The sequence below is a fragment of the Corynebacterium sp. MSK297 genome, assembly GCF_030232885.1.
Classification (GTDB): domain Bacteria; phylum Actinomycetota; class Actinomycetes; order Mycobacteriales; family Mycobacteriaceae; genus Corynebacterium.
This window is the reverse complement of record NZ_JASPGD010000002.1, coordinates 42,268-62,803: the sequence shown is the minus strand read 5'-3', so window position 1 is coordinate 62,803 and position 20,536 is coordinate 42,268. Positions and strand designations below refer to the sequence as shown.

Sequence of the window (20,536 nt, the reverse complement as noted above, 5' to 3'; positions counted from 1 at the left end):
CGCCGTGCCGTTCCACCGCGGAGGCCCAACGCGAAGGAGCGGATTGAGCCGCGGCACCCAGTCAATGCCCCTCTTAGTCATCGCTCCCCCTCATGGCCTCGACAAGCTGATAGGCAAGGAACGCCTCGTCGGCAACGGAAACCATCATTCGGTTGTTCGTCATATGGATGTATGAGTGGCACAGGGACCACGCCGCATCATCGACGTTGGTGACGCTTCGCACGCCGTCGTCGTATTTAAACCGAAGCGCGGAGTGCTCGCACGCCTGCTCGATCTGGAATCGGACCTTGAGGCATACCTGAACCCAGTCGCGCAGGATCTGCGGGAGGTCGCCGACGTCGCCGCGCCGAATCGCATCGGCGCGAGGTACGATCTTCTTCCTGAGGTTCTCGACGGTCACCTGGTGCTGGCGCCGCCCCTCCTCCGTGCCGTACGCCGGATTCGTGTCATATCCGTCAGCCCACCTGTGGTGATAGGCGACGAAAAAATCTTCAACAAGGTCCGCGTCTTGCAGTAAGCACACGGCCGTGATGAACGAGATTTGGCTTGCGATCCCGAGCAGAATGGTGCGCACGCCCAGATTCCCCAGGTGCATAAGACGAACCATGAGTTGGGTCGACTCCACGAACTGGCGCTCGGAGATGAGCATTCCGACTTCCCCGCCATAGCGCAGCCATTCGGGCTCATACTCGCGGATCTCAATCGAGTTATTCTCGGCGAACATCGGATCGCCGTTCGCATCGAAATACTTCGGACGATCGGCGTCGGTAAACTCTCCGGCGAACAGGCTCTCGTAGAAGTTGTTGTCGGCTAGTTCTGCCATGGGGTGATACGACGGCGAGGCGGCGAGATACTGCCTGACCCTCTCGAGAACTCGAGCGTCAAGTTCCTCGACCCTTTCGGGGCGAACACGCAGCCTCAGGCGGACGTGGGAGCCTTCGAGCCAGTAGTTGATGAAGAAGTAGTCCAGGATGACGCCTTCCCTCTGCAGGTCCTCTGCTAGGGGAAGGATGCATTCACGCAAGACGATCAGCGGATTTCCGCCATAGAAGATGTGGTAGGCACGCCACACGTGGGTCGCGCGAAGTTCAGCCTCGTCCGCCAATACCTCGGGGATGACCATGGTGTCAGGCATCGCTTCCTCCCATCAGACTGATTCCGAGCATGTATTCGTTGACAACCGATCTCCCGTCATGGGTCGCCGTGGGTGATGCGGGAAGGACTTCTGCGACCTCCACGTACGCCTTGCCCTCCGCATTCTTGACGTCGTTGAGGAGTGTCGAACACGAGATCACAGAACGTATGTCAAAGTAGCTCGGCTTCTCGGCCTGAACGGCTTCATCGATAATCTTGACGAAGCACCGTTCCGGCAATCCGTTATCTGCCCAGAACCTCAGCCAAGCGAGATAGCCGTCAGCCTCTAACGGGCTGTCTGTAGGTAGCGCATCGGCAGCCATGATCGCGCGCGCCCGCGCCACCACAATGCGTCCGAGCGTGAGCCGCGGAAACACTGCGATGGTCTCGATGTCCGGCGTCGCCGTCACAAGGCTGGTGAGTTTTCGACTGATCTGCGCTGAAGGCGCGAAGAGGCTCACCACTTGGCTGCGGCGCGGAGTGGCAGCCGGAACGAGGTATCCGGCATACACGGGATGGATATCCTCGCGGCCGTCGGTGAGCACGAGTACGCCGTTTCGTTTGGTGACCACGAGGTCCTCGAGCCGGATCGCGGGCACGTCGCGTGACGAGACCGGCTCCCCAGAGAGCACCAAGCTGGTCGAGAAGAGCGGCTCATGAAGATTCAAGTTTGAAAACAGTGCGCCGCCGCTGAGCTCGACCAACCGCACACCTTTACTCTTCGCCAGCCGCTCGACGTCGGCGAGATACTCGTGAGCTGGTTCATCAAGGAGATGCGTAAATCGCGAGATCTGGAAGCCGATTCCCCCGAACGCGTCGTTGAGAATGACGCTCCCCGCCTCGCCGTCGAACTGAATAAGAGTATTGGCGTGCCGGAACGCGTGCTGGGGCCGCTGAAGAATGGCTGCGGCCTGGGCGAGAGCCTCGGAAATATTAACCTCGCCCGCATCAGATAGATTCGCGGCGCGGCTCCCCCGCGGGTGTGTGGCGACGTAACGACTCAGGTGATCGACGAAACGACGCCGCGCGAGCACCCAGCGCCACGCCTCACCCCAGCGAAGCCATGGATCGTCAGGGAGGTCATCGTCTGCGATGCCGCCCAGATCGTACGCCTCGAAAGAATCGAAAAGCTCGTCGATGAACCCGCCGATGAAGTCGGTGGCGGGAATCTCCAGACGCTGCCGACTATCGAAGTACCCCTCCATGAGGGCTGACTTCACGTGAGAATCGTCCTGGAGGTCGAGAAGCAAGAAGATCTCGCTGACCTCTGAGTCAGACAGCTCGAGTTGGGCAAGCTCGCTTCCTGTGAATCCGCCGGCGACGACGTCCTCATAGAGGACCGAGCGGGGCATATCGCCGTCGACGCCCGCAAGCGAGTAGATGCTAGCGACGAGCTCTTGGATATCGCCTATCTCGCGTTGGCGCATCTGAGGATCCTCAAGTCGGCTAAAGGAGCGCGATCTTTCCACGAACTGCGCAATGAGACAGCCCAATTCGGGGTGTGCCTGGCGAACTTCATCCACGATGCCATCTATCCGTGGCGCGTCGTGCGGGTGGATACTTAGCGCAGGAACATGAAGGTACCCGAGCCTCATGAGGTCGGCGAGGAGCTCGAGCGTCGTCTCGGGAGGGATTCCGCTCTGTCGCGATAGCTCGTCATTGAGCTCGCCGAACGTCATCAGAGCGCCGCCAAGGATCTGATACACCGCGTCAACGAGTGGCCGCTGGTTGATTATCACGTTGGATTCGGTTGGCTTCGCGTAGTCGGTGCGGGTCGAGGCGTCCTTGAAGTCCCACTGGGTGCGATCCACGGAGACGACGCCATCAGTGCCCCGAACATAGTCGGATACCCGCACCTCAAAGCCTGCCAAATTCTTAGGATCTTCCGCGAGCGCGTGCAGGGCGCGAACCACCGGGTAGAGCGACGGCAAGGAGACGCTTCGGTGCGACTGCTCTACCTCAGCCTGCCGGGTATACCCGATAGCGATGGGGCCGAGCGTTGAGAAGGGGCTCGTCTTGGTGGCGGCGCGTAACACGTAAGACTGCAAAGACCGTTCAGCCTTCCTGTCCTTCTTGTCGACCTTTCCCTTGTTTACGTGCGATGTTAGGCGGAGGAGGGCCGGAACGAGCGACGGGGATGACACCGCGATACCCGCCATGAAGAGGGGGTTGGCGACGTGTGCCACGAGCTTCTCGCGCTCCGCGGCGAGCGCATCGTCAAAGTGGTTCCGCACATAGTCGAGCCCAGTGATGAAGGTCTGCAGGTCGGTAGCGAAGGATCCCAAGGCGTCGCGAACCGATTCCCGCGAGGTCTCGTCCAGTTCCTCGAGGCGCTCCCACGCCTGCGCATAGTTCCCGTTATACAGGTGACGGCGGACGTTGATAAGACCCGTCTTCGTGCTTGCCTCCGCGCCTCCGATGAGGGGGTAAAGGAGATCGCTGATGTCCTCGGCATGGGCTTGCAGCCGTGCGTACGCCTCACGCACCTGCGAAACATGGTCGGCCAGTGTGGGGTCCAGCAGCTCAGAAGCGTGGCTATAGTCCAGCCCCCCAATGCGCACCTGACAGTAGGGATCGAGAACGCTCATACCAACCTCCGCGCCGTCGCATTGGAGTGGAACTGCCCTGATAGAGGGTCGTCGACGCCGGTCATGATCATGAGCATGGGCGTCATGGATTCTTTGTCGAGGCCCGCATGGTCCGCATGGGCTTCGGCGTCGAACCCCAGAGCCGTTCCGGAACCGAGGCCGCGCCGGGCAGCCTCAACCGATAGCGCTTGGCACGCCGCACCAATCACCGCGTTGACCAAGCGGTATCCGCGAACACCCCACTTGCGTGCGCACTCGTACACGTTCGCGCACGGGATGACGGTTGCGGCAGCCTTCTTTCCGTCGTAGTTCTTCAGGAAGTAGGTGCTGGCAAGGAACTCGCTCTGGTCCTCTGTGCTGACGAGCTCAAGATCGCCAGAAAAAGGCCGGTAGCGGTAGAGCCCGGGTTCGACGTCGTCGACTCGCGCCACATACACCAAGTATTCCCACACGACTGACGAAGGCGGAGCAACGAGGGCGCTCACGCGATCGGCACGCGATAGCAGGCCAAGCAAATCTTCTTTGCCAAAGCCCCGCCCCGTGAAGCGTCCGAAGCTCGACTGGCGGCGCATGAGGTCGCTCCACCAGTTTCCGGCGATGCCGTTCGGGCTTTCGTCCGACACGGCGTTAGGAAGAAGCTCTGCGGGCCGCTGCGGAAAGCCCATCATGTCGTTTTGCAGGGCGATCGTCGTCGTGAAATCAATCGTGCCCGGGTAGTTGGAGGTCACCCTTCCGGGAAAGGCAGCGACGTCAGGTTCGCAGCCGGCGTTTACGTCACGCTCGTTTCCCCACGCTTGGACGGCGTAGATACCGTCCTTGGTTTGATCGAGGCCCAGCAAGGGTGCAAGCTGATCTTCGTTGACCCACATGTCCCAGCTCGAGGCCAGCCTGTCACCGGCCGCTTCAGCCATAGTCGCCATGACTGTCCCGACGTCCATCGCCGTCGCCTGATAGGCGAAATCGTTGTACTTGAATCCGCTGCGCCAGTAGTTGATCGTCATGATGAGGTAACGATCGGCGGCGCGGGCATATCCCTGGGCGCGGGCGACCCGGCCGGTGAAGTCGCCCGCGGTAAGAAGTTCCCAAGCGTGGCGAAGTGGTGTGTAGTGGTACATCCCCGCATCGAGCTGGTCGTGCCCTATTCCGCTGTCGACCAGATAGAAATCCACGCAGTACCGTCCCCCGCCAGACGCGGTGGTGCGGCCCCACTTCGCGTATTCGGCGTTGCGGTACACCGGCATGTGATCGTTGCGGTTGATTGCGAGGCGCACTCCGGTGATTCCGTAACTGATATGCAATAGCGATGCGAGGAATTCTGGGGCGTTTCCTGCAACGCCACGAAAAACATCGGCTCCCTCCCCGGGAAGAGGGAGATTAATTGCAGCCGCCTCCGGATAGAATGAATGCGTCAACGGTTCCTTTGACCAGTCCACTGTCCAGTCATTAATCAGCATTCCGTCGCGGACGCGGTGGTAGATGAGATCCGCATACGCCACGGCCGCTGTTCCGGGTTCACACCACTGAGACATTTTCGCTCCTACGGAAAGGGGTGGGGTACGGGGTTCGCAACGAACGATGCGGGCGAGGCGGGCGCGCCGGTAACGGCGGCTACTCGCTTAGCTAGGCGTGGCATGTGCACGGCCCGCTGATAGGAACCAAAATCTATTGGGATGAGGCCGGGGACGACGACCTTCCAACACGCTAGTCCCATACGGTTCGCGATCTGGGAACGCATATCGACTGCCAACGGTTCGAAACCGGCGTCACGGCAACTGTGCAGCGTCGTAGCCAGATCGTCGCACACGCTCAATCCAGCCTCGGGAGCTCGGCGCAATGAATCTAGCGTCACGTGGCTGCGGATCGGATGCAGCCAGTGGTCAATGTACTGGCGCGTCTGGGGAAGCGCGAACAGGTCCGCGTGATCCTCCATCGCTCGCACGAGTGAGAAGTCGTTGAGCATCCACTCGATCTCTGCGGCGCGATCCTTCCCATGTTCGGAGACCACCTGAAAGTCCGACGCGATCTCCACGAGGGCACTTTTCAACGCGCGCTCTGGATCGGGGTGCGCGCCGGCGCCCACGCAAGTAGCGCCGGAGGGCTCGGCACACACAGCGATCACCGTAGGGACGCCGACGCCGACCGTCGCGTCGAGGAAGATGACGTCGACCCCGCACAGGTCCATTCGGCGAAGGTACGCACAGGATTCTTCGTCGTGAATGCTCGCTGGGTCGATCGGGGATAGGTCAAGGTTTCCGTACCATGCGATCATGAACGCGTCGCGTTCAATTGCCTCCAGCATTCCGAAGAGAATCGCTTCCTCGTCTGATCCACCAACGGCGCATCCGTTCGAGGAGTCCTGGACCCACGGCTCGTGGTCGTGTGCGGCGCGGTAATATGCGAGACGTTCGGGGATCATCACCGTCTCCCCCAGCAAGAAAGCGCCGTCTGGGCCCGAAGTAATCACACTCGCCTTGACCCATGCGCCGACCTTCGGGTGAGGGATTTTCCAGCAATCGCGTGGCACTCCAAACGCGTCGAGGTCGATCAGCCTTGTATTGACTGGAGGTTGCACGGCGACCTGCGCATCGTGATCGGCCTCCCCGCTCAGGCGCTCAACTCCTTCGAGCACGCCCAAATAGAGCGCGTCCGACAACTTGCCGCAATGTCCGCCCCACGGCCGGGTGTAGTAGTCGTCTCCCACGTAGAGAATCAGAAAGCCTGACGCCTTTGCCGTGACGAGTCCGGTGACGTCAAAATCGATCTCCGCACCTATGACTGCGTGGACCGGGCTCACGTACCGCTCCACCGGGGCAACGTGGAAGTAGCTTGAGAGGGTGCGGGCACGGTAGCCGTCTGCCTCGGTGGTCATCTTCTCGGATCGAACGTGGCGGCATACCGTCGCGGCACTCCTCACCTGAAGGCTCGCGCGGTCGATCGAGATGCCATGCGCTAACCCCAGGCGGCCTCCGGCTTCCACGCAGCCCTTGAAGAAAGGATTGTCGTGCCGCGGTGACGTAGCTATGAGCTGCCGGCCCGTCCGCATGAAGAAGCGGTCCGTCATTGCTATCTGCTCGGCCATGCAACGTATGCACGTGTCACTGCCTGGGAGTACTGCGTGCCGCCACCCCTGAATCGTGTCTGTCATCGCACAGCCTCGAGAGCTGAATCGTCAGCGCACGCCCGAGAGCCAGCCGGAGCGACAACCGCCACGTGCCACTGCCCGATGCGGGCGGTTGAGAGTGCTACCTCTCCGCCGATGGGCTGGGCATCACCCGTATCGACGAGGCCCACCTGGCGCCGCCCGAGAATTTCGATCGCCGCGCGCGCCTGCGCCTCTTCCTGGCTGCTTCCAGCGCCCACCGCCCTGTACTCATCGCAGCACGCGATCGCCACGTGTTGGCCGGCTAATGGATCGTGGGCGAAAAACTCCAGTGATCCTTCAGCGACGTCGGAGACGAATGTGCCTAGCCGACCGCCGAGGACGCTCTGCACGGGCTCCGTCAGCCCCGATCCGGAAAGCATTTCCCTGCGAACTGTTGCTTCGACGCCGCGCCGAATCGCGTCGGCTCGGGTAGTGCCGATGCCGACCACGCGCGGCGCGTCTGACGCCCACGTGCAGTGCCAGCTAAGCGACTGCCCATAGGCGCGTGCGAGCGCTTCAATCCGGGCATCGGCCGTGGTCCACGGGCTCGCCGCGAAAACCTTGCCTGTTGCCGTTTCCACCAACGAGACCTTGACAGGCACCTGATCGATATCGAGATCATCGAAGTCGTACGCGGGCATAGTGAACCTATCCACCAAAGGCGCCCACACGTCGTCGTACTCATCCGCATGTGAGACGTGGATGCTCGCCGGGGTCTCGCTACCGGCGTCCTCCGGATGTGCCCCGGCTAGTTGAGCGTGCACTTCGCGCGACACCTCTGAGTAGATCGGAGTCATCGGATGTGTCGATGTGGCGCCCGTCAACGCGTTGAACGCGAGAATCTTTTCGCTGGTCTCTGGTGTGATGGCGCCCGTAATACCCTTGAATACCTCGTAGGCCAAGAGTGCACCAAAAAGGCGCTGGACTGCCTGCGAGGACGTTGCCGAGGTCCACTGGGGCTGCCCGGCCTGAGCCTGCTCAATAGCCTCGGCCCACTCTTTGCCCATGGAGCCCCGCCGCAGAGAGCTGTCTGCTGAATGCCAGCTCGCACTGCCTTCGATCCACCCAACTGGTAGCGCCCACAAGTAGTCTCCTGCCGGGCACACCCCTAGGAAGGGGACTCCTGCCTTGCGGAGGTGGTCGATCCCGCTAAGCGCCGTGGGACCCAACACCGTAAGGTCGGGCGCGAGCTCTTCGAACTGATCGACGGCGAACGACTCGGCGGACGTCACCAATTCCGCACCGTTATCGATCAGGTTGGCCTGCAACGAGTCAGCGACCTCGTCGCTGCCAACTACTAAAATCTGCGCCTGATTGAACGCCAGAAATGCCTCGTGCGGAGCATCGGTGAATTGTGCTAGGAAGGCGATCTGGTCCGCGTACTTTTCCCGTTTCTCGTTGTCGAGAAGCTCATAGTCGGATTCGGGAATCCATCGCAGGAAACCCTTCTCTTCAAGCGGAGCCGCGATTGCCTCAATCAGTTTCCAGTTGCGTTCGGCGACCGCACCCTTGATCTCGCCTACCGTCGCTTGACCGTTAAAGAGCGGGAAAACACGGCTGAAGAGCTCATAAGCGGACTCACCGGCGATCTCACAACCCGTCGTCGCATTGGAGATAAGCACTCCCCCGGGTGCCGAGGCGAAGATGGTGTCTCGTCTAAGCCAAGGGCGATCAGAATCTCGCATCATCATTATCTTTCAGAGTAAAGTTGGCTTAAGAATTGAGTCCAGTCGGTTTAAGTGATGACTATGTTTGATTGTATCCACTGCTCCTCATATCGCTGTGGGCTGAGGTAGCCCAGTGAGGAACACGAGCGGAAACCACTGTAGCGTAGTGACCACTGAGCTGCAAGGGCTCGACGTACCTTATGGAAAATGAGCGCGAACGGGTTGTGGTTCCTCACGTATTTTGAGAGCGAATACGTTCGGGATAATCAGGGGTATGAATGAGGGTGTGATTTCGCGTATGGCGCGTGTGGAAGTGACGAAGAAGCTGAGGGCGGCGTATCGGGTAGGCTCGAAGAAAGAGAAATCCGCAGTCCTGGATAGGTTTTGCGAGATTATGGGATTGTCTCCCTCCTCGGCCAGGCAGTATTTAATGGACGAGACGATTGGAAATCCGAAAGTGTTACGCTTGGATCAGCGCAGAATCAAACCAACGACATACTCTGCCGAATCCACACACCTCTTGGTTCGCTTGTAGCACTTAGAGGGTATGCCATGCGGGAAATATATGATATCAAACCTGGAGGAGTGGATTGAGGCGCCTGAACATCACGGGGAGCTAATCGAGGGTAAGGATCATTACACGTCCGACACCAAAACAGAGGTGCTGGCAATGAGTGGCGCCACGATCGATTGTTATTTGAAGAACGAGCGGGAGAAACTCGAACTGAAAGGGGATATCAACAACGAAACCCGGGGCTTTGCTCCGTAACTCGATCCAGATCCGTACCACTAGCGCCGAGGTTGAGGCCGAGCCTGGGTTTTTCGAGATCGACACGGTTGCTCATTGCGGGCCAACTATTTAAAGGCGAGTATGCTCGTACTCTCTCACTCACGGACGTGTTCACCGGCTGGGTACATTTAGAAGTCTGCCGAAATAACGCACGTAAACATATTATTGCTGGCCTGGATCGTGCCACCCGCTTCATTCTAAGCAGATGGAATCCTCTCTTTGCATGGTTGCCCGTCGAGACGCTGGTCAAGGAGCGACAGAAAGAATACTACAACGTGCTTGCCAACTCCGATGAGAAAGGAGATAGCACGCACTTTATCTAATTCATGCTCGGCATGATCTCCCAGCCACTTGATGACGCACTTGCTTTCGAAAATAATGTCGGCATAAACAAAGGTATAAATGTCGGTATAACGAACGAAGCTGAAGCCATGCTTGAGCGGCTGCTTTTGCTCGTGCGTGAAAACCCGAGTATGACCATCAAACAAATGGCATCTGAGCTGGGCAAGCACACGTCAGACCGAGCGTATCGTCTCCAGCACGAAGCAAGAAGGCAAGCTCGTTCGCATAGGAGCCAACCGCAACGGTCATTGGAAGGCCCTGAGTTAAAGTCCCAAAAGGAGCATTTTACGCTTATTGTGATTGAGTGGGGGTGAGATTTAGGAATATAACTCCTAAATTTGCCCAGTGGCCTGATAGCTTGGGATTATCCTCCGATTGGGCGGCTTCATACGGCGCTCCAACTGGATAAAACACGCACCCTGAGTGATGTATAGACGTACAAACACCACCCGGCATTGATGAAATCCCCGCCGTCCTGCCTGCTGATAACAATGTCGAACAGCCACCCTTGCCGCAGATGCAAACCGGCTCACTCATCTTAAACGCCGAGATCGTATCTGCTCCCGCTGTTGCCGAAACACTCCTTGACTATTTGACCAGCCCCGGCACGGCAGACTCCACACTCACCGAACTCACGAGCCGATAGGCTCCTTAATTTATCCCTTTTGATGGCATCCGCCTGATGGTGGGTGCCTTTTTCATACCCAAAACACCTGAAAGGACACATTCATGAAAACGCTCTGGTTTTTGTTTCAAGGCACATTCACCGCCCTAGGAGGATTCCTCGGCTGGTTCCTCGGCGGTCTTGATGGTTTCCTCTACGCCCTCATTGGCTTCGTCGCTGCTGACTATCTCACCGGCGTCTTAGCCGCCATCAGCGAGAAGCAGCTGTCGAGTTCGGTCGGGTTCAAAGGCATCGCCCGCAAAATCCTCATCTTCACCCTCATCGGTCTCGCAAACCTGCTCGACGTCTACGTGCTCGGTGCCGGGACGGTGCTACGTACCGCGACCATCTTCTTCTACCTCTCCAACGAAGGCATCTCCCTCCTAGAAAACACCACCAGACTCGGACTACCCGTACCAGCTCAACTACGCGACACATTGACTGCCCTCGCCAAACACGACGAATCCACGCCCCTACCGGCCGATAGCGATGCCCGCCCTCCTGAGGCTCAGCCGACGCTGCCGCTCCCAGTACCCCGAGAAACCACCAACCTCAAGTGAAAGGAACACCCATGAAGAATTGGAATGAACTACAAGCAGATGAAAACCTGCTGATGAACAAGCACTACACGCAAGGCCGCAGCGGCAAGAGCATCACGAAGATTGTGTTGCATCACAACGCCGGCAACCTCACTATCAAAGACTGCTGGAACACCTGGCAGACACGTGAAGCTTCCGCCCACTACCAAGTAGACGCCGCCGGTCTTATCGGCCAGTTGGTGTGGGACAAGGACACCGCCTGGCATGCCGGGAACTGGGAAGCCAACACCACCAGCATTGGCATCGAGCACGCCAACAATCACACAGGCTATCCCTGGACAATCAGCGAGGCTACGCTCGAAAACGGAGCTCACTTGGTTGCAGCCCTGTGCCGGTATTACAAGCTGGGTCGCCCCGAGTGGGGTAAGAACGTGTTCGGACACAAAAACTTCGCCGCAACCTCCTGCCCAGGTGAAATCGCAGGCAGCCAAAACAGCAAGTATATGGCCCGTGCTCAGTATTGGTATGACCAGATGAGCGGCACTACACCCGCCTCGGCTACGCCTGCGCCCAAGCCGTCGGTGGATATTGATGCCCTTGAAGTGTCCTGGGTTTTGCTCCTAGGCTTGTGCCTTGATTTCCATTATTTCTCGGCTGGGGTGGTGTTCCCAAAATTCGGCTTCTACTTCAGCCGGCGTGCGGTAGCCCAGGCTCTGGTGGAGCCTTGACTCGTTCCACGAATTCACCCACTCAAACGTGGCAATCTCAACATCAACCACGTCGGTCCACAACCTGGTATGAATCAGCTCGTTTTTGTAGGAACGGTTGACGTTTTCAGCCCGTGCATTGTCATAAGAGTCACCAACAGTACCGGTCGAGGCGATAATTCCATGCTCAGCAAGACGCTCATTGTAGATAATGCTCACATATTGCGAGCCGTGATCCGAGTGGTGAACTAGACCGGTGGTCTTCTTGGCGCACACAATGGCTTGATTGAGTGCTTGCAACGGCAACGCTTCGGTGCGCATCGAGTCAGACAACGCCCAGCCGACGATCCTCCGGGAGAACACATCAGTCACGAAGGCGGCGTACACAAACCCTTTTCTGGTGCGCACATAGGTAATGTCTGCCACCCATAACCGATTAGGCCCACAGGCTCGAAACTCACGACCCACCAAGTCGGGGCGAGTGTCGGGCCTCTTGGGCTTATGTGTCGTCACAGGAGAACGGCCTTTACCTTTGCCAGACACACCTGCAAGGCGCATCAGACGCGCGGTCTGTTCACGTCCAATGTCGATTCCTTCACGGCGCAGCGCGTGCCACATTTTGCGAATCCCGTAGACACCGTAGTTTTGTTTATGAACTTCGGTAATGCGCTCTACTAGGGCGGCGTCGCGAAGGCTACGGACACTTAATCCCCGAGCCTTAGATTGGCGGTACCCACGAGAGGTAAGGAAACCGCCAACACGGTGTGTGTTTAACGTCGTGCAGATGAACTCGACGGTGAAATGATTCCGGTGTTTATCGATGAACTGGATCATTTCCGACGTTTTGGGTCGAGTTCCGATGCGAAAAAAGCCGACGCGGCCTTTAACAGCTCGTTGGTGTCGCGAAGCTCTTGATTCTCACGCCGAAGCTTGGCTACCTCTGCCACGAGGTCTTCGGGCAACGGCTCGGCAATACGACCGTCGCGGCGAGCAGCTTGTGTCCACTGCCGAGCAGTATGCCATGAGACGCCCAACTTCGGCGCCACTGCCTGGCACGCAGCCTGCATCGACATGTTTTCTGCCAGGATGCGATCCTCCACCAAGCGAACGACGCGGTCCTTGGCATCCTGGTCAAATTTTTGGGCATGTTCCAGATTTTCCCATCTACTCAGACGGAACAAAACCTGGGACACTTCACCTGACACCCTCGCTGTACCGAGAATGGAGTTTTAACTACTCAATAGTTTTTCGGTCTCCAAGCTACGGAACCGTAATTCTCTTTCTGCTCCGTACCGCGCCGAGCCTTCGAAAGGCAGCTCGGATAAATCAATCTGCTTCACCACGTCGAAAACTATTTTTACAGCCGACTGCATCACCTGACGCCGTAGTCCAATACTCGCGCAAAAATCTTCCCAGTGTCGCGCCCGAATAGCCTTGGTTTTTCCCGCAATCGGAAGCGCCATCGTCATGTCCCTATAGAACACAGTCGATGGCACGTCATAGACTGGCGATACCTTCCACTTCCCGGAACTCGATTGCAGCACAGAGATATTCTTGGCATGCACATCACCGTTGCCAGTCAACCAGGCATAAAAAAATTGCATGAAAAGATTTCTCGTGGCAACCGGCGGTGCATTCACCGTTTGTTGCACGGCACGCACGACGTCTTCAGCCGAAACATCATATTTCTTTGCCGGCAAAATATTCAATAACTGGGCTGCGTCCTCCATCGCCCATCGTTGCCCGGCATCACTACGGCACCAACAATCCCGGACGCCCTACCTGGTCATGCACTACCTCATGCTTGGCAACGGGTATACCCAGCTCCCGTGCATGTCGTAAGTGAAAAGCCTCATTAGCGACTAAATGTGGGTGCTCCGGTGGGTCAATCTTTAGGATTCCATGCCTGATGCGCACAGGAGCATTAACCATCGATGAAGACGCTTTAGTTTGTACGCCCGCAATGCCAACACCATCCACTGACGAGGTGAGAGCTGCAAAATCTTGCAGTCTCACATCTCCCATGACCAGTGACTTTTGCTCTTGAGGTTTCGTGCCTTCAGGAACTACTTGCACATCGCCAGGTAAATCATTGCCTATTGCCAATATCAAGCTTAACTCATCATCAGAAGAAGTTTTCACAGCTTTCCGCAGCACGGTGAGACGGTGCCCTTCAGGCAACAACCCTGCAAAAAAGCTCGGCAATCCTCCACCCGGCATCGTCACTGATGCAGAATTAACCGGCAAGGTAGTCGCTACAGGCGCCCCGGAATACTCTCCGACATAAGTAAACGAGAGAACCCCTACTTGGTCTTTAACTATTTTCCCGGCTAAGACACCATTTTTATATACATCAGCGTGCGTGATTCGTTTCAGACTTTCCATTACCGAATGTCCAGCTCCAAGCCGAGGGTCTCCAAGGTTGCCAGCACAGCTTTCACACTGGGGCTACCAGTGCCCTTCTCAATTTCACGCAACGTGCGATCGGAGATCCCAATCATCAAGGCAAGTTGGGGTTGGGTGAGCATGTATTCCTTGCGGGTACGCCGGATTACGCTGCCCAGTTTCCGCGCTTGCGTCGCACTATCAGCAGGTTGCAAACAACCAGCTCCAACGTGAGGGCCAGACATCAGGACGGAAAGATCCTTCCGTTTAGGTGTATTCTTAAGTTAAATCCTAGTACAGAAAACCAAGATCGGAAAGATCCTTCCGTTAGTGTTCTTCATCGCCCCGTTTTCGCACGCAAAAAGCGCAAACGGAATGATCTTTCCGTTTGCGCTCAAACGCCAGGCCCCAGGCAGGAAGTCTTATCTCAGCGCTTTCCTGCCCTAAACCTGAACCAGCAACAGAGCAGAATGCCAGATTTACTTCGCTGCAGAAGCTTCCTCGATGCGGGACTTCAAAGCCTCGAACTGCTCCAGAACCTCATCTGGGACCCGTGAGCCCAAGAAGTTGAGGTACTCAGCGTTGTCGTCGACATCGCTAGCCCACTCTGCAGGATCCACAGCCAGAACTTCTTTGACCTCATCCAAGCTGGTTTCCAGGCCGGTCAGGTCCAAGTCCTCTGCACGCGCGGTGTTACCCACGATGGTCTTTTCTGCGCCGACCTTGCCGTCGACACGCTCGGTGATCCACTTCAGCACGCGGGAATTTTCACCGAAGCCAGGCCAGATGATCTTGCCTTCGTCGTTCTTGCGGAACCAGTTAACCAGGAAGATCGACGGCATCAGGTCGCCGCCCTTCTTGCCCATGTCAATCCAGTGCTGCAGGTATTCACCAGCGTTGTAGCCCATGAACGGCAGCATCGCCATTGGGTCGTGGCGCAGCGCACCGACGGTTCCCTCGGCAGCGGCAGTCTGGCCGGAAGCCAGCAGCGAACCGATCATGGTGCCGTGCTCCCAATCGAAAGCTTCGGTAACCAGCGGGATAGTGTCGGCACGACGCCCACCGAACAGGATGGCGTCGATCTTCACACCGCGCCAGTCGTCGTATTCCGGGGCAGCGACAGGGCACTGGGAAATTGGCACGCAGTAACGGGAGTTCGGGTGCGCAGCCTTCTCCGCAGAATCCGGGGTCCAGTCATTACCCTTCCAGTCAATCAGGTGCTCTGGGGCTTCCCCATCCATGCCTTCCCACCAGACGTCGCCGTCGTCGGTCAGCGCAACGTTAGTGAACAAGGTGTTACCTGGTTCGATAGTGCGCATCGCAATAGGGTTGGATGCATAGTTGGTGCCCGGCGCGACGCCGAAGAAGCCGTTTTCTGGGTTCACGGCATACAGGCCGTCTTCGCGCAGGTGCATCCACGCAATATCGTCACCGACTACCTCTGCGGACCAGCCATCCAGCGTTGGGGTGATCATGGCCAGGTTGGTCTTGCCACAAGCGGATGGGAATGCGGCAGCAACGTTGTAGTTTTTGCCTTCTGGGCTGGTCAGCTTCAGGATGAGCATGTGCTCAGCCATCCAGCCTTCTTCTTTCGCCATGACCGAGGCGATGCGCAGCGCGTAGCACTTCTTCGCCAAAATGGCGTTACCACCGTAGCCGGAGCCATAGGACCAGATTTCTTTGCTCTTCGGGAACTGGGTGATGTACTTCGTTTCATTGCATGGCCAGGCAACATCTTCCTCGCCTGGTTCCAGCGGGGCGCCCACGGAGTGCAAGCAGCGCACGAAGGACCCTTCGTCGCCAAGCTTATCCAGGACTTCCGTGCCCATGCGGGTCATGGTGCGCATGGACATGACGACGTACGCCGAGTCCGTCAGCTGGATGCCCAGTTTTGGGTCTGGATCATTGATCGGACCCATGCAAAAAGGTACGACGTACATGCGGCGGCCTTTCATGGCGCCGGTGTAGACGTCGACCATTTCCTCTTTCATGGCCTGCGGCGGGGCCCAGTTATTGGTTGGGCCGGCACCTTCCTGGTCTTCTGTACAGATGAAAGTGCGCGATTCCACACGAGCGACGTCCGATGGGTTCGAGCGTGCTAGGTAGCTGTTTGGACGCTTTTCCTCATTGAGCTTGATGAGGGTTCCTGCGTCGACAAGTTCGCCTGCAAGCCGATCCCATTCTTGTTGCGAACCATCGACGAACACAACGTCTTCTGGTTGAAACATAGCAACGGCGTCGTTGATCCAGTTGATCAATTCTTTGTTCTGCGTTGGCGCTTCACCAACAAGTCCCGTGATTGGGGCGCTCATTTAGACTCCTGATCGGTCACTACAGCAGGTTGGACATGCCCCAGGGTAGCGACTACCAGGGGTGAAAGGTAATAACCACGTATAAGCGTGTATGCACGCACTGCCACTACCCCTGCTTATCCACATTTTGATTCTGCAAAATGTGCACTTACCACCCTCATACAGGGGTAATATCGCGCAGGTTTGGATCACCCGAAAACACCTGTGCCCACAGTGAAAGCCCCCGAATTGTTCTACTATTTTTGACAGGGAACAATAGGCAATAATGAATAACGCAATGAATACAGTCAATACACACAATAACCAGCAATCCCGCGGCATCGGCGAATTTCCTGCCGGTCGGCCCCCACAGACCGATTTCAACGAGGTTTTCAACAATGACCTCGACTACCCGCGGCTAGGCACCGTGACTTTTCGCCGCGGCTCGCTCAGCGACAACCAGCTGGCGACCTTCGAAAAGCACTGGCCAGAACTCGGCGCGATGCTTGCCGACGAACACGTCGACGTCGACAAGTGGTTTGGCCGCAGCGGCGCACCCACGATCGTGGAAATCGGCTCCGGCACAGGTACTTCAACCGCGGCAATGGCACCAAAAGAAGCAGATACCAATATTATTGCCGTCGAGTTGTACAAGCCCGGCCTGGCGAAGCTACTTGGGCAGGTAGTACGCGAAGACATCCCGAATATCCGCATGATCCGCGGCGACGGCATGGAAGTACTCATGCGCATGTTCGCCCCAGAATCGCTCGATGGCATCCGCGTGTTTTTCCCGGACCCATGGCCGAAAGCCAAGCACCACAAGCGCCGCATCATCCAATCCGGGCCGTTGAACCTGTTTGCCTCTCGCCTAAAACCCGGCGGAGTGCTGCATGTGGCCACCGACCACGCGGACTATGCCGAATGGATTAACGAGTTGGTCGAGGTCGAGCCGCAACTAGAATACAAAGGCTGGCCATGGCCGGAATGCCCACAGCTGACCGACCGCCAACTGATCACCAAATTCGAAGGCAAAGGCCTAGAAAAAGACCACATTATTAATGAATACTTGTGGGTGAAGCGCTAGGCAGAAATGCCCCGCCCCATGAACCCGCAGGACCCGTAGCAGCCGTGCGGCACGTACGGCTGCACACCCCATAGCCTCATAAAACCCGAAAAAATACGAGAAATACTGGATATACCGAAAATATGGACGCACATACCGCACACACCGCGCAGAATCATTCTGCGCACACTAGTTCAGCGCACAACAACACTCTGCTGATGATCTGGGACGCACCAAACCTGGACATGGGGCTGGGCTCCATCCTGGGTGGCCGCCCCACCGCTAATTCCCGTCCGCGTTTCGACGCCATCGGCCGCTGGATTCTGGAAATCTCTGAAGAAGAAAACCTCACCCCAGAAGCCTGCGTGTTCACCAATGTCTCACCCGGCGGCGCGGAGGTCATTCGCCCATGGGTAGAAGCACTGCGCAACGTCGGCTATGCCGTATTCGCAAAACCAAAAATCACCGAAGAATCTGATGTGGACCCTGACATGGTCGCCCATATCCGGCAGCGGTTCGAGGAAGGCAGCTTAAGCGAGATCGTCGTCGCCTCTGCCGACGGCCAAAACTTCCAGGAGCTGCTCGAAGAACTCATCAATGCCGGCATTCCCGCCACCGTGTTGGGTTTCCAGGAGCACTGCTCGTGGGCTGTGAGCCACGAAGATATCGGTTTTGTGGACCTGGAAGATATCGAGGGGGTCTTCCTCGAACCACTGCCGCGGGTTAGTCTGGATGCGCTGCCGGAAGAAGGCGCCTGGTTGGCACCCTTCCGCCCGCTGTCGTCACTGTTGTCTAACCGTTAGGAACCGGCATGTTTTTCAGGTGGGGGCAGTTTTCCTATGCCCATCGCAGGATCATTCCACTGCTAATCATCGCGGCTATCGCCGTGGTCTTCACGGTTTTTGGCACCAAGCTCGACGATCGCCTCAGCCAGGAAGGGTGGGAAGACCCCCGCGCGGCATCGACCACCGCTGCTGAAATTGAGGCCGAGACCTTCGGGCGGGACCGCAACGGCGATGTCATTTTGCTGTTCGACAACCCGCAAGAAAACTTAGAGGCTGCGCGCGCCCACCTGAATTACCTGCAAGAACAGTACCCAGACCAGATCGCGCAAGTCACCAGCTATTTCGATACGCGCAATCCAAACTTGCTATCCGACGACGGCTCGGTAGCGTTCGCGGCCATCGGTTTAGCAGGTGACGACGAGCAAACTCTGCGTGATTTCCGCACCATCCAGGATGATCTCACCGGCGCCGCAACCGCCCAGGGCCTAGATATCGAGGTTGCCGGAGCCACCGCCGTTGCTGATGCTTTGGACGACGGCATGGCGCACGATATCTCGGTTGCCGAACGCGCAGCATTACCGCTGGTGGGCTTGCTGTTGCTGTTCGTCTTCGGTTCCGTCGTCGCCGCGTTTATGCCGTTGATCGTCGGCGCGCTGTCGATCATGGGCTCCATCGGCATTCTCTCGGTATTGGCCGGGTTTATCCAGGTCAACGTGTTTTCGCAGGCCGTCGTCACGTTGCTGGGCCTAGGCCTGGCCATCGACTACGGGCTATTTATGGTCTCGCGTTTCCGCGAAGAACTAGATAAAGGCCGTGATACCCGCACAGCCGTTGCGATTACCACCGCCACCGCTGGGCAAACGGTGGTCTTTTCCGCACTCATGGTGGCCGTTGCCATTTCCAGCCTGCTGATTTTCCCGCAGGCGTTTTTGAAATCCGTGGCTTATGGCGCGATTTCCGCCGTCGGCCTCGCAGCACTGCTTTCGGTAACGGTGCTACCAGCAATTTTCGGCATGCTCGGCCACAACATCGACAAGTGGACGGTACGCAAGACCAAACGCTCCCGCCCAATCGAGGAAACCTTCTGGTACCGCGTGCCACGCTGGGCCATGAGCAAAGCTCGCTGGTTCACCGTCGGCATCACCGCCCTGCTGCTCGCACTGACCATCCCGCTGTTGGGTGTCAGCTTCGGCGGCATCAACGAGACCTATCTGCCACCGAGCCACGAAACCCGCCAGGCCCAGGATCGCTTCAACGAGGAATTCCCGGAACACCGCACCGAGCCCATCAAACTTGTAGTCAAGGGGGCCGATAACCAGCAGCTTGTCGACGTCGTCTTGCAAGCCCGTGAGATCGAAGGGCTGACCTCCCCCATGGCGCCGTCCAGCCAGACCATAGACGGCACCACTGTGTTGAGCGCCGGTATTGCAGACCGCGAAGATAACGCCGAAGTTATCGAACAACTGCGCGCGATTACAGCACCGGAAGGCGTGGAACTTTACGTCGGCGGTACCCCGGCGATGGAAGTCGAATCACTCGAAGCGCTGTTTGAGAAACTGCCGTGGATGGCGCTGTACGTTATTGTCGCCACGTTCTTGCTGATGGCCGCGGTGTTCGGCTCGCTGATCATTCCGGCAAAAGCCATCATCATGACGGTGCTGACCTTAGGCGCCACCCTGGGTATTTTGACCGGCATGTTTGTCCTCGGCGCTGGTTCCGGACTATTGGATTTCTCGCCGGGCCCACTGATGAGCCCGATCCTGGTGCTGATCATCGCCATCATTTATGGCTTGTCGACGGACTACGAGGTCTTTTTGGTTTCGCGCATGGTGGAAGCCCGCAAGCGTGGAGCGTCAACCGACGACGCCATCAACTACGGCACCGCGCACACCGGCCACATCATTACGGCCGCCGCGCTGATCATGATTGTGGTGGCTGGCGCATTCGGATTCTCCGATATCGTGATGATGAAATACATCGCCTTCGGCATGATCTTCGCGCTCTTCCTGGATGCCACTATCGTGCGCATGTTCCTCGTACCAGCTGTGATGCACCTGCTGCGCGAAGACAACTGGTGGGCACCAGCCTTCGTGCACCGAATTTATGAGCGCATGGGGCACGGCGCATACGAAGAAACCGTGGTCCCGGCTGGGCGGATGGCGGATGCTTCTGGTCCGGAGGGTGATCTTGCCCCGGAAAACGGCCGTGCCCCGGACGGTGACTATGAACAGTACGACCTTGCCCCGGAAGACGACCTTGCCCCGGACGATGACCATGCGCAGTACGAGGAGCAGTACGAGCTAGATGAACCGCGCGAGCTGCATGAGTCCGAAGTCGTCGCCGATACCAAAGCCATTCGCAGCGGACGCACCACTGACCAAGATCGCGATCTGATTCCGTTCGCGGAACTGATGAAACGTTTAGAAAACGAAAAGTAGG

18 protein-coding genes are annotated in these 20,536 nt (G+C 57.7%); 6 read left to right on the top strand and 12 right to left on the bottom strand.

The annotated features are described in order from the left end of the window. Positions 1-73: 73 nt before the first annotated feature. The 5 genes from QP888_RS02195 to QP888_RS02175 form a co-directional block, all read right to left on the bottom strand. Positions 74-1,135 carry a lantibiotic dehydratase C-terminal domain-containing protein gene (locus tag QP888_RS02195; RefSeq protein WP_064833212.1) on the bottom strand — a complete coding sequence of 354 codons (1,062 nt, stop codon included), beginning with the start codon at positions 1,133-1,135 and terminating at the stop codon, positions 74-76. Next, complete coding sequence (locus QP888_RS02190) at positions 1,128-3,722, bottom strand: lantibiotic dehydratase (protein ID WP_064833211.1); 2,595 nt, start codon at positions 3,720-3,722, stop codon at positions 1,128-1,130. The genes QP888_RS02195 and QP888_RS02190 overlap by 8 nt, the downstream gene beginning before the upstream one ends. Then, complete coding sequence (locus QP888_RS02185; protein WP_064833210.1) at positions 3,719-5,251, bottom strand: nitroreductase family protein; 1,533 nt, start codon at positions 5,249-5,251, stop codon at positions 3,719-3,721. The genes QP888_RS02190 and QP888_RS02185 overlap by 4 nt, the downstream gene beginning before the upstream one ends. Positions 5,252-5,259: 8 nt before the next feature. Beyond that, the gene (locus QP888_RS02180) at positions 5,260-6,783 is read right to left on the bottom strand and encodes a YcaO-like family protein (protein WP_284811936.1); all 1,524 of its coding nucleotides are present in this window, start codon (positions 6,781-6,783) and stop codon (positions 5,260-5,262) included. 80 nt (positions 6,784-6,863) lie between these two features. Then, complete coding sequence (locus QP888_RS02175) at positions 6,864-8,555, bottom strand: hypothetical protein (RefSeq protein WP_064833208.1); 1,692 nt, start codon at positions 8,553-8,555, stop codon at positions 6,864-6,866. 541 nt (positions 8,556-9,096) lie between these two features. Between QP888_RS02175 and QP888_RS02170 the strand changes: the two genes are divergently transcribed. Next, positions 9,097-9,300 carry a hypothetical protein gene (locus QP888_RS02170; RefSeq protein WP_064833206.1) on the top strand — a complete coding sequence of 68 codons (204 nt, stop codon included), beginning with the start codon at positions 9,097-9,099 and terminating at the stop codon, positions 9,298-9,300. A 218-nt stretch (positions 9,301-9,518) separates the two neighbouring features. On the opposite strand, the gene QP888_RS02165 is transcribed toward QP888_RS02170, so the two are convergent. Continuing rightward, positions 9,519-9,833 (bottom strand): hypothetical protein, encoded by a 315-nt coding sequence (locus QP888_RS02165; protein ID WP_187114733.1) that lies wholly within the window; start codon positions 9,831-9,833, stop codon positions 9,519-9,521. 559 nt (positions 9,834-10,392) lie between these two features. On the opposite strand from QP888_RS02165, the gene QP888_RS02160 reads away from it, so the two are divergent. Then, positions 10,393-10,887, top strand: a complete 495-nt coding sequence (locus tag QP888_RS02160) for a phage holin family protein (protein WP_064833205.1) — start codon at positions 10,393-10,395, stop codon at positions 10,885-10,887. A gap of 11 nt (positions 10,888-10,898) precedes the next feature. Next, positions 10,899-11,594: a peptidoglycan recognition protein family protein gene (locus QP888_RS02155; RefSeq protein ID WP_082936066.1), complete on the top strand. Its 696-nt coding sequence runs from the start codon at positions 10,899-10,901 to the stop codon at positions 11,592-11,594. Here QP888_RS02155 and QP888_RS02150 read toward each other — a convergent pair. The 6 genes from QP888_RS02150 to QP888_RS02125 form a co-directional block, all read right to left on the bottom strand. Then, a complete protein-coding gene (locus QP888_RS02150; RefSeq protein ID WP_284811930.1) occupies positions 11,487-12,407 on the bottom strand; it encodes an IS3 family transposase in 921 nt (306 codons plus the stop codon). The two genes, QP888_RS02155 and QP888_RS02150, sit on opposite strands and share 108 nt — an antisense overlap. Continuing rightward, on the bottom strand, positions 12,404-12,766 hold the full coding sequence (locus QP888_RS02145; protein WP_222703922.1) for a transposase: 363 nt from the start codon (positions 12,764-12,766) through the stop codon (positions 12,404-12,406). Before QP888_RS02145 ends, QP888_RS02150 begins: the two co-directional genes overlap by 4 nt. Before the next feature lie 36 nt (positions 12,767-12,802). Then, the gene (locus QP888_RS02140; protein WP_261792541.1) at positions 12,803-13,303 is read right to left on the bottom strand and encodes a HipA domain-containing protein; all 501 of its coding nucleotides are present in this window, start codon (positions 13,301-13,303) and stop codon (positions 12,803-12,805) included. Positions 13,304-13,325: 22 nt separating this feature from the next. Next, positions 13,326-13,958 (bottom strand): type II toxin-antitoxin system HipA family toxin, encoded by a 633-nt coding sequence (locus QP888_RS02135; RefSeq protein WP_284811925.1) that lies wholly within the window; start codon positions 13,956-13,958, stop codon positions 13,326-13,328. Then, complete coding sequence (locus tag QP888_RS02130) at positions 13,958-14,203, bottom strand: helix-turn-helix domain-containing protein (protein ID WP_147579101.1); 246 nt, start codon at positions 14,201-14,203, stop codon at positions 13,958-13,960. Before QP888_RS02130 ends, QP888_RS02135 begins: the two co-directional genes overlap by 1 nt. 234 nt (positions 14,204-14,437) lie before the next feature. After that, the gene (locus QP888_RS02125; RefSeq protein ID WP_239258455.1) at positions 14,438-16,270 is read right to left on the bottom strand and encodes a phosphoenolpyruvate carboxykinase (GTP); all 1,833 of its coding nucleotides are present in this window, start codon (positions 16,268-16,270) and stop codon (positions 14,438-14,440) included. 277 nt (positions 16,271-16,547) lie between these two features. On the opposite strand from QP888_RS02125, the gene trmB reads away from it, so the two are divergent. The 3 genes from trmB (at position 16,548) to QP888_RS02110 (ending at position 20,535) form a co-directional block, all read left to right on the top strand. Further along, positions 16,548-17,333, top strand: a complete 786-nt coding sequence (trmB, locus tag QP888_RS02120) for a tRNA (guanosine(46)-N7)-methyltransferase TrmB (protein ID WP_026168083.1) — start codon at positions 16,548-16,550, stop codon at positions 17,331-17,333. 122 nt (positions 17,334-17,455) lie between these two features. Continuing rightward, complete coding sequence (locus QP888_RS02115) at positions 17,456-18,115, top strand: NYN domain-containing protein (RefSeq protein WP_018121543.1); 660 nt, start codon at positions 17,456-17,458, stop codon at positions 18,113-18,115. Between the two features lie 8 nt (positions 18,116-18,123). Then, on the top strand, positions 18,124-20,535 hold the full coding sequence (locus tag QP888_RS02110) for an MMPL family transporter (RefSeq protein ID WP_284811917.1): 2,412 nt from the start codon (positions 18,124-18,126) through the stop codon (positions 20,533-20,535). The last annotated feature ends 1 nt before the right edge of the window (position 20,536 follow it).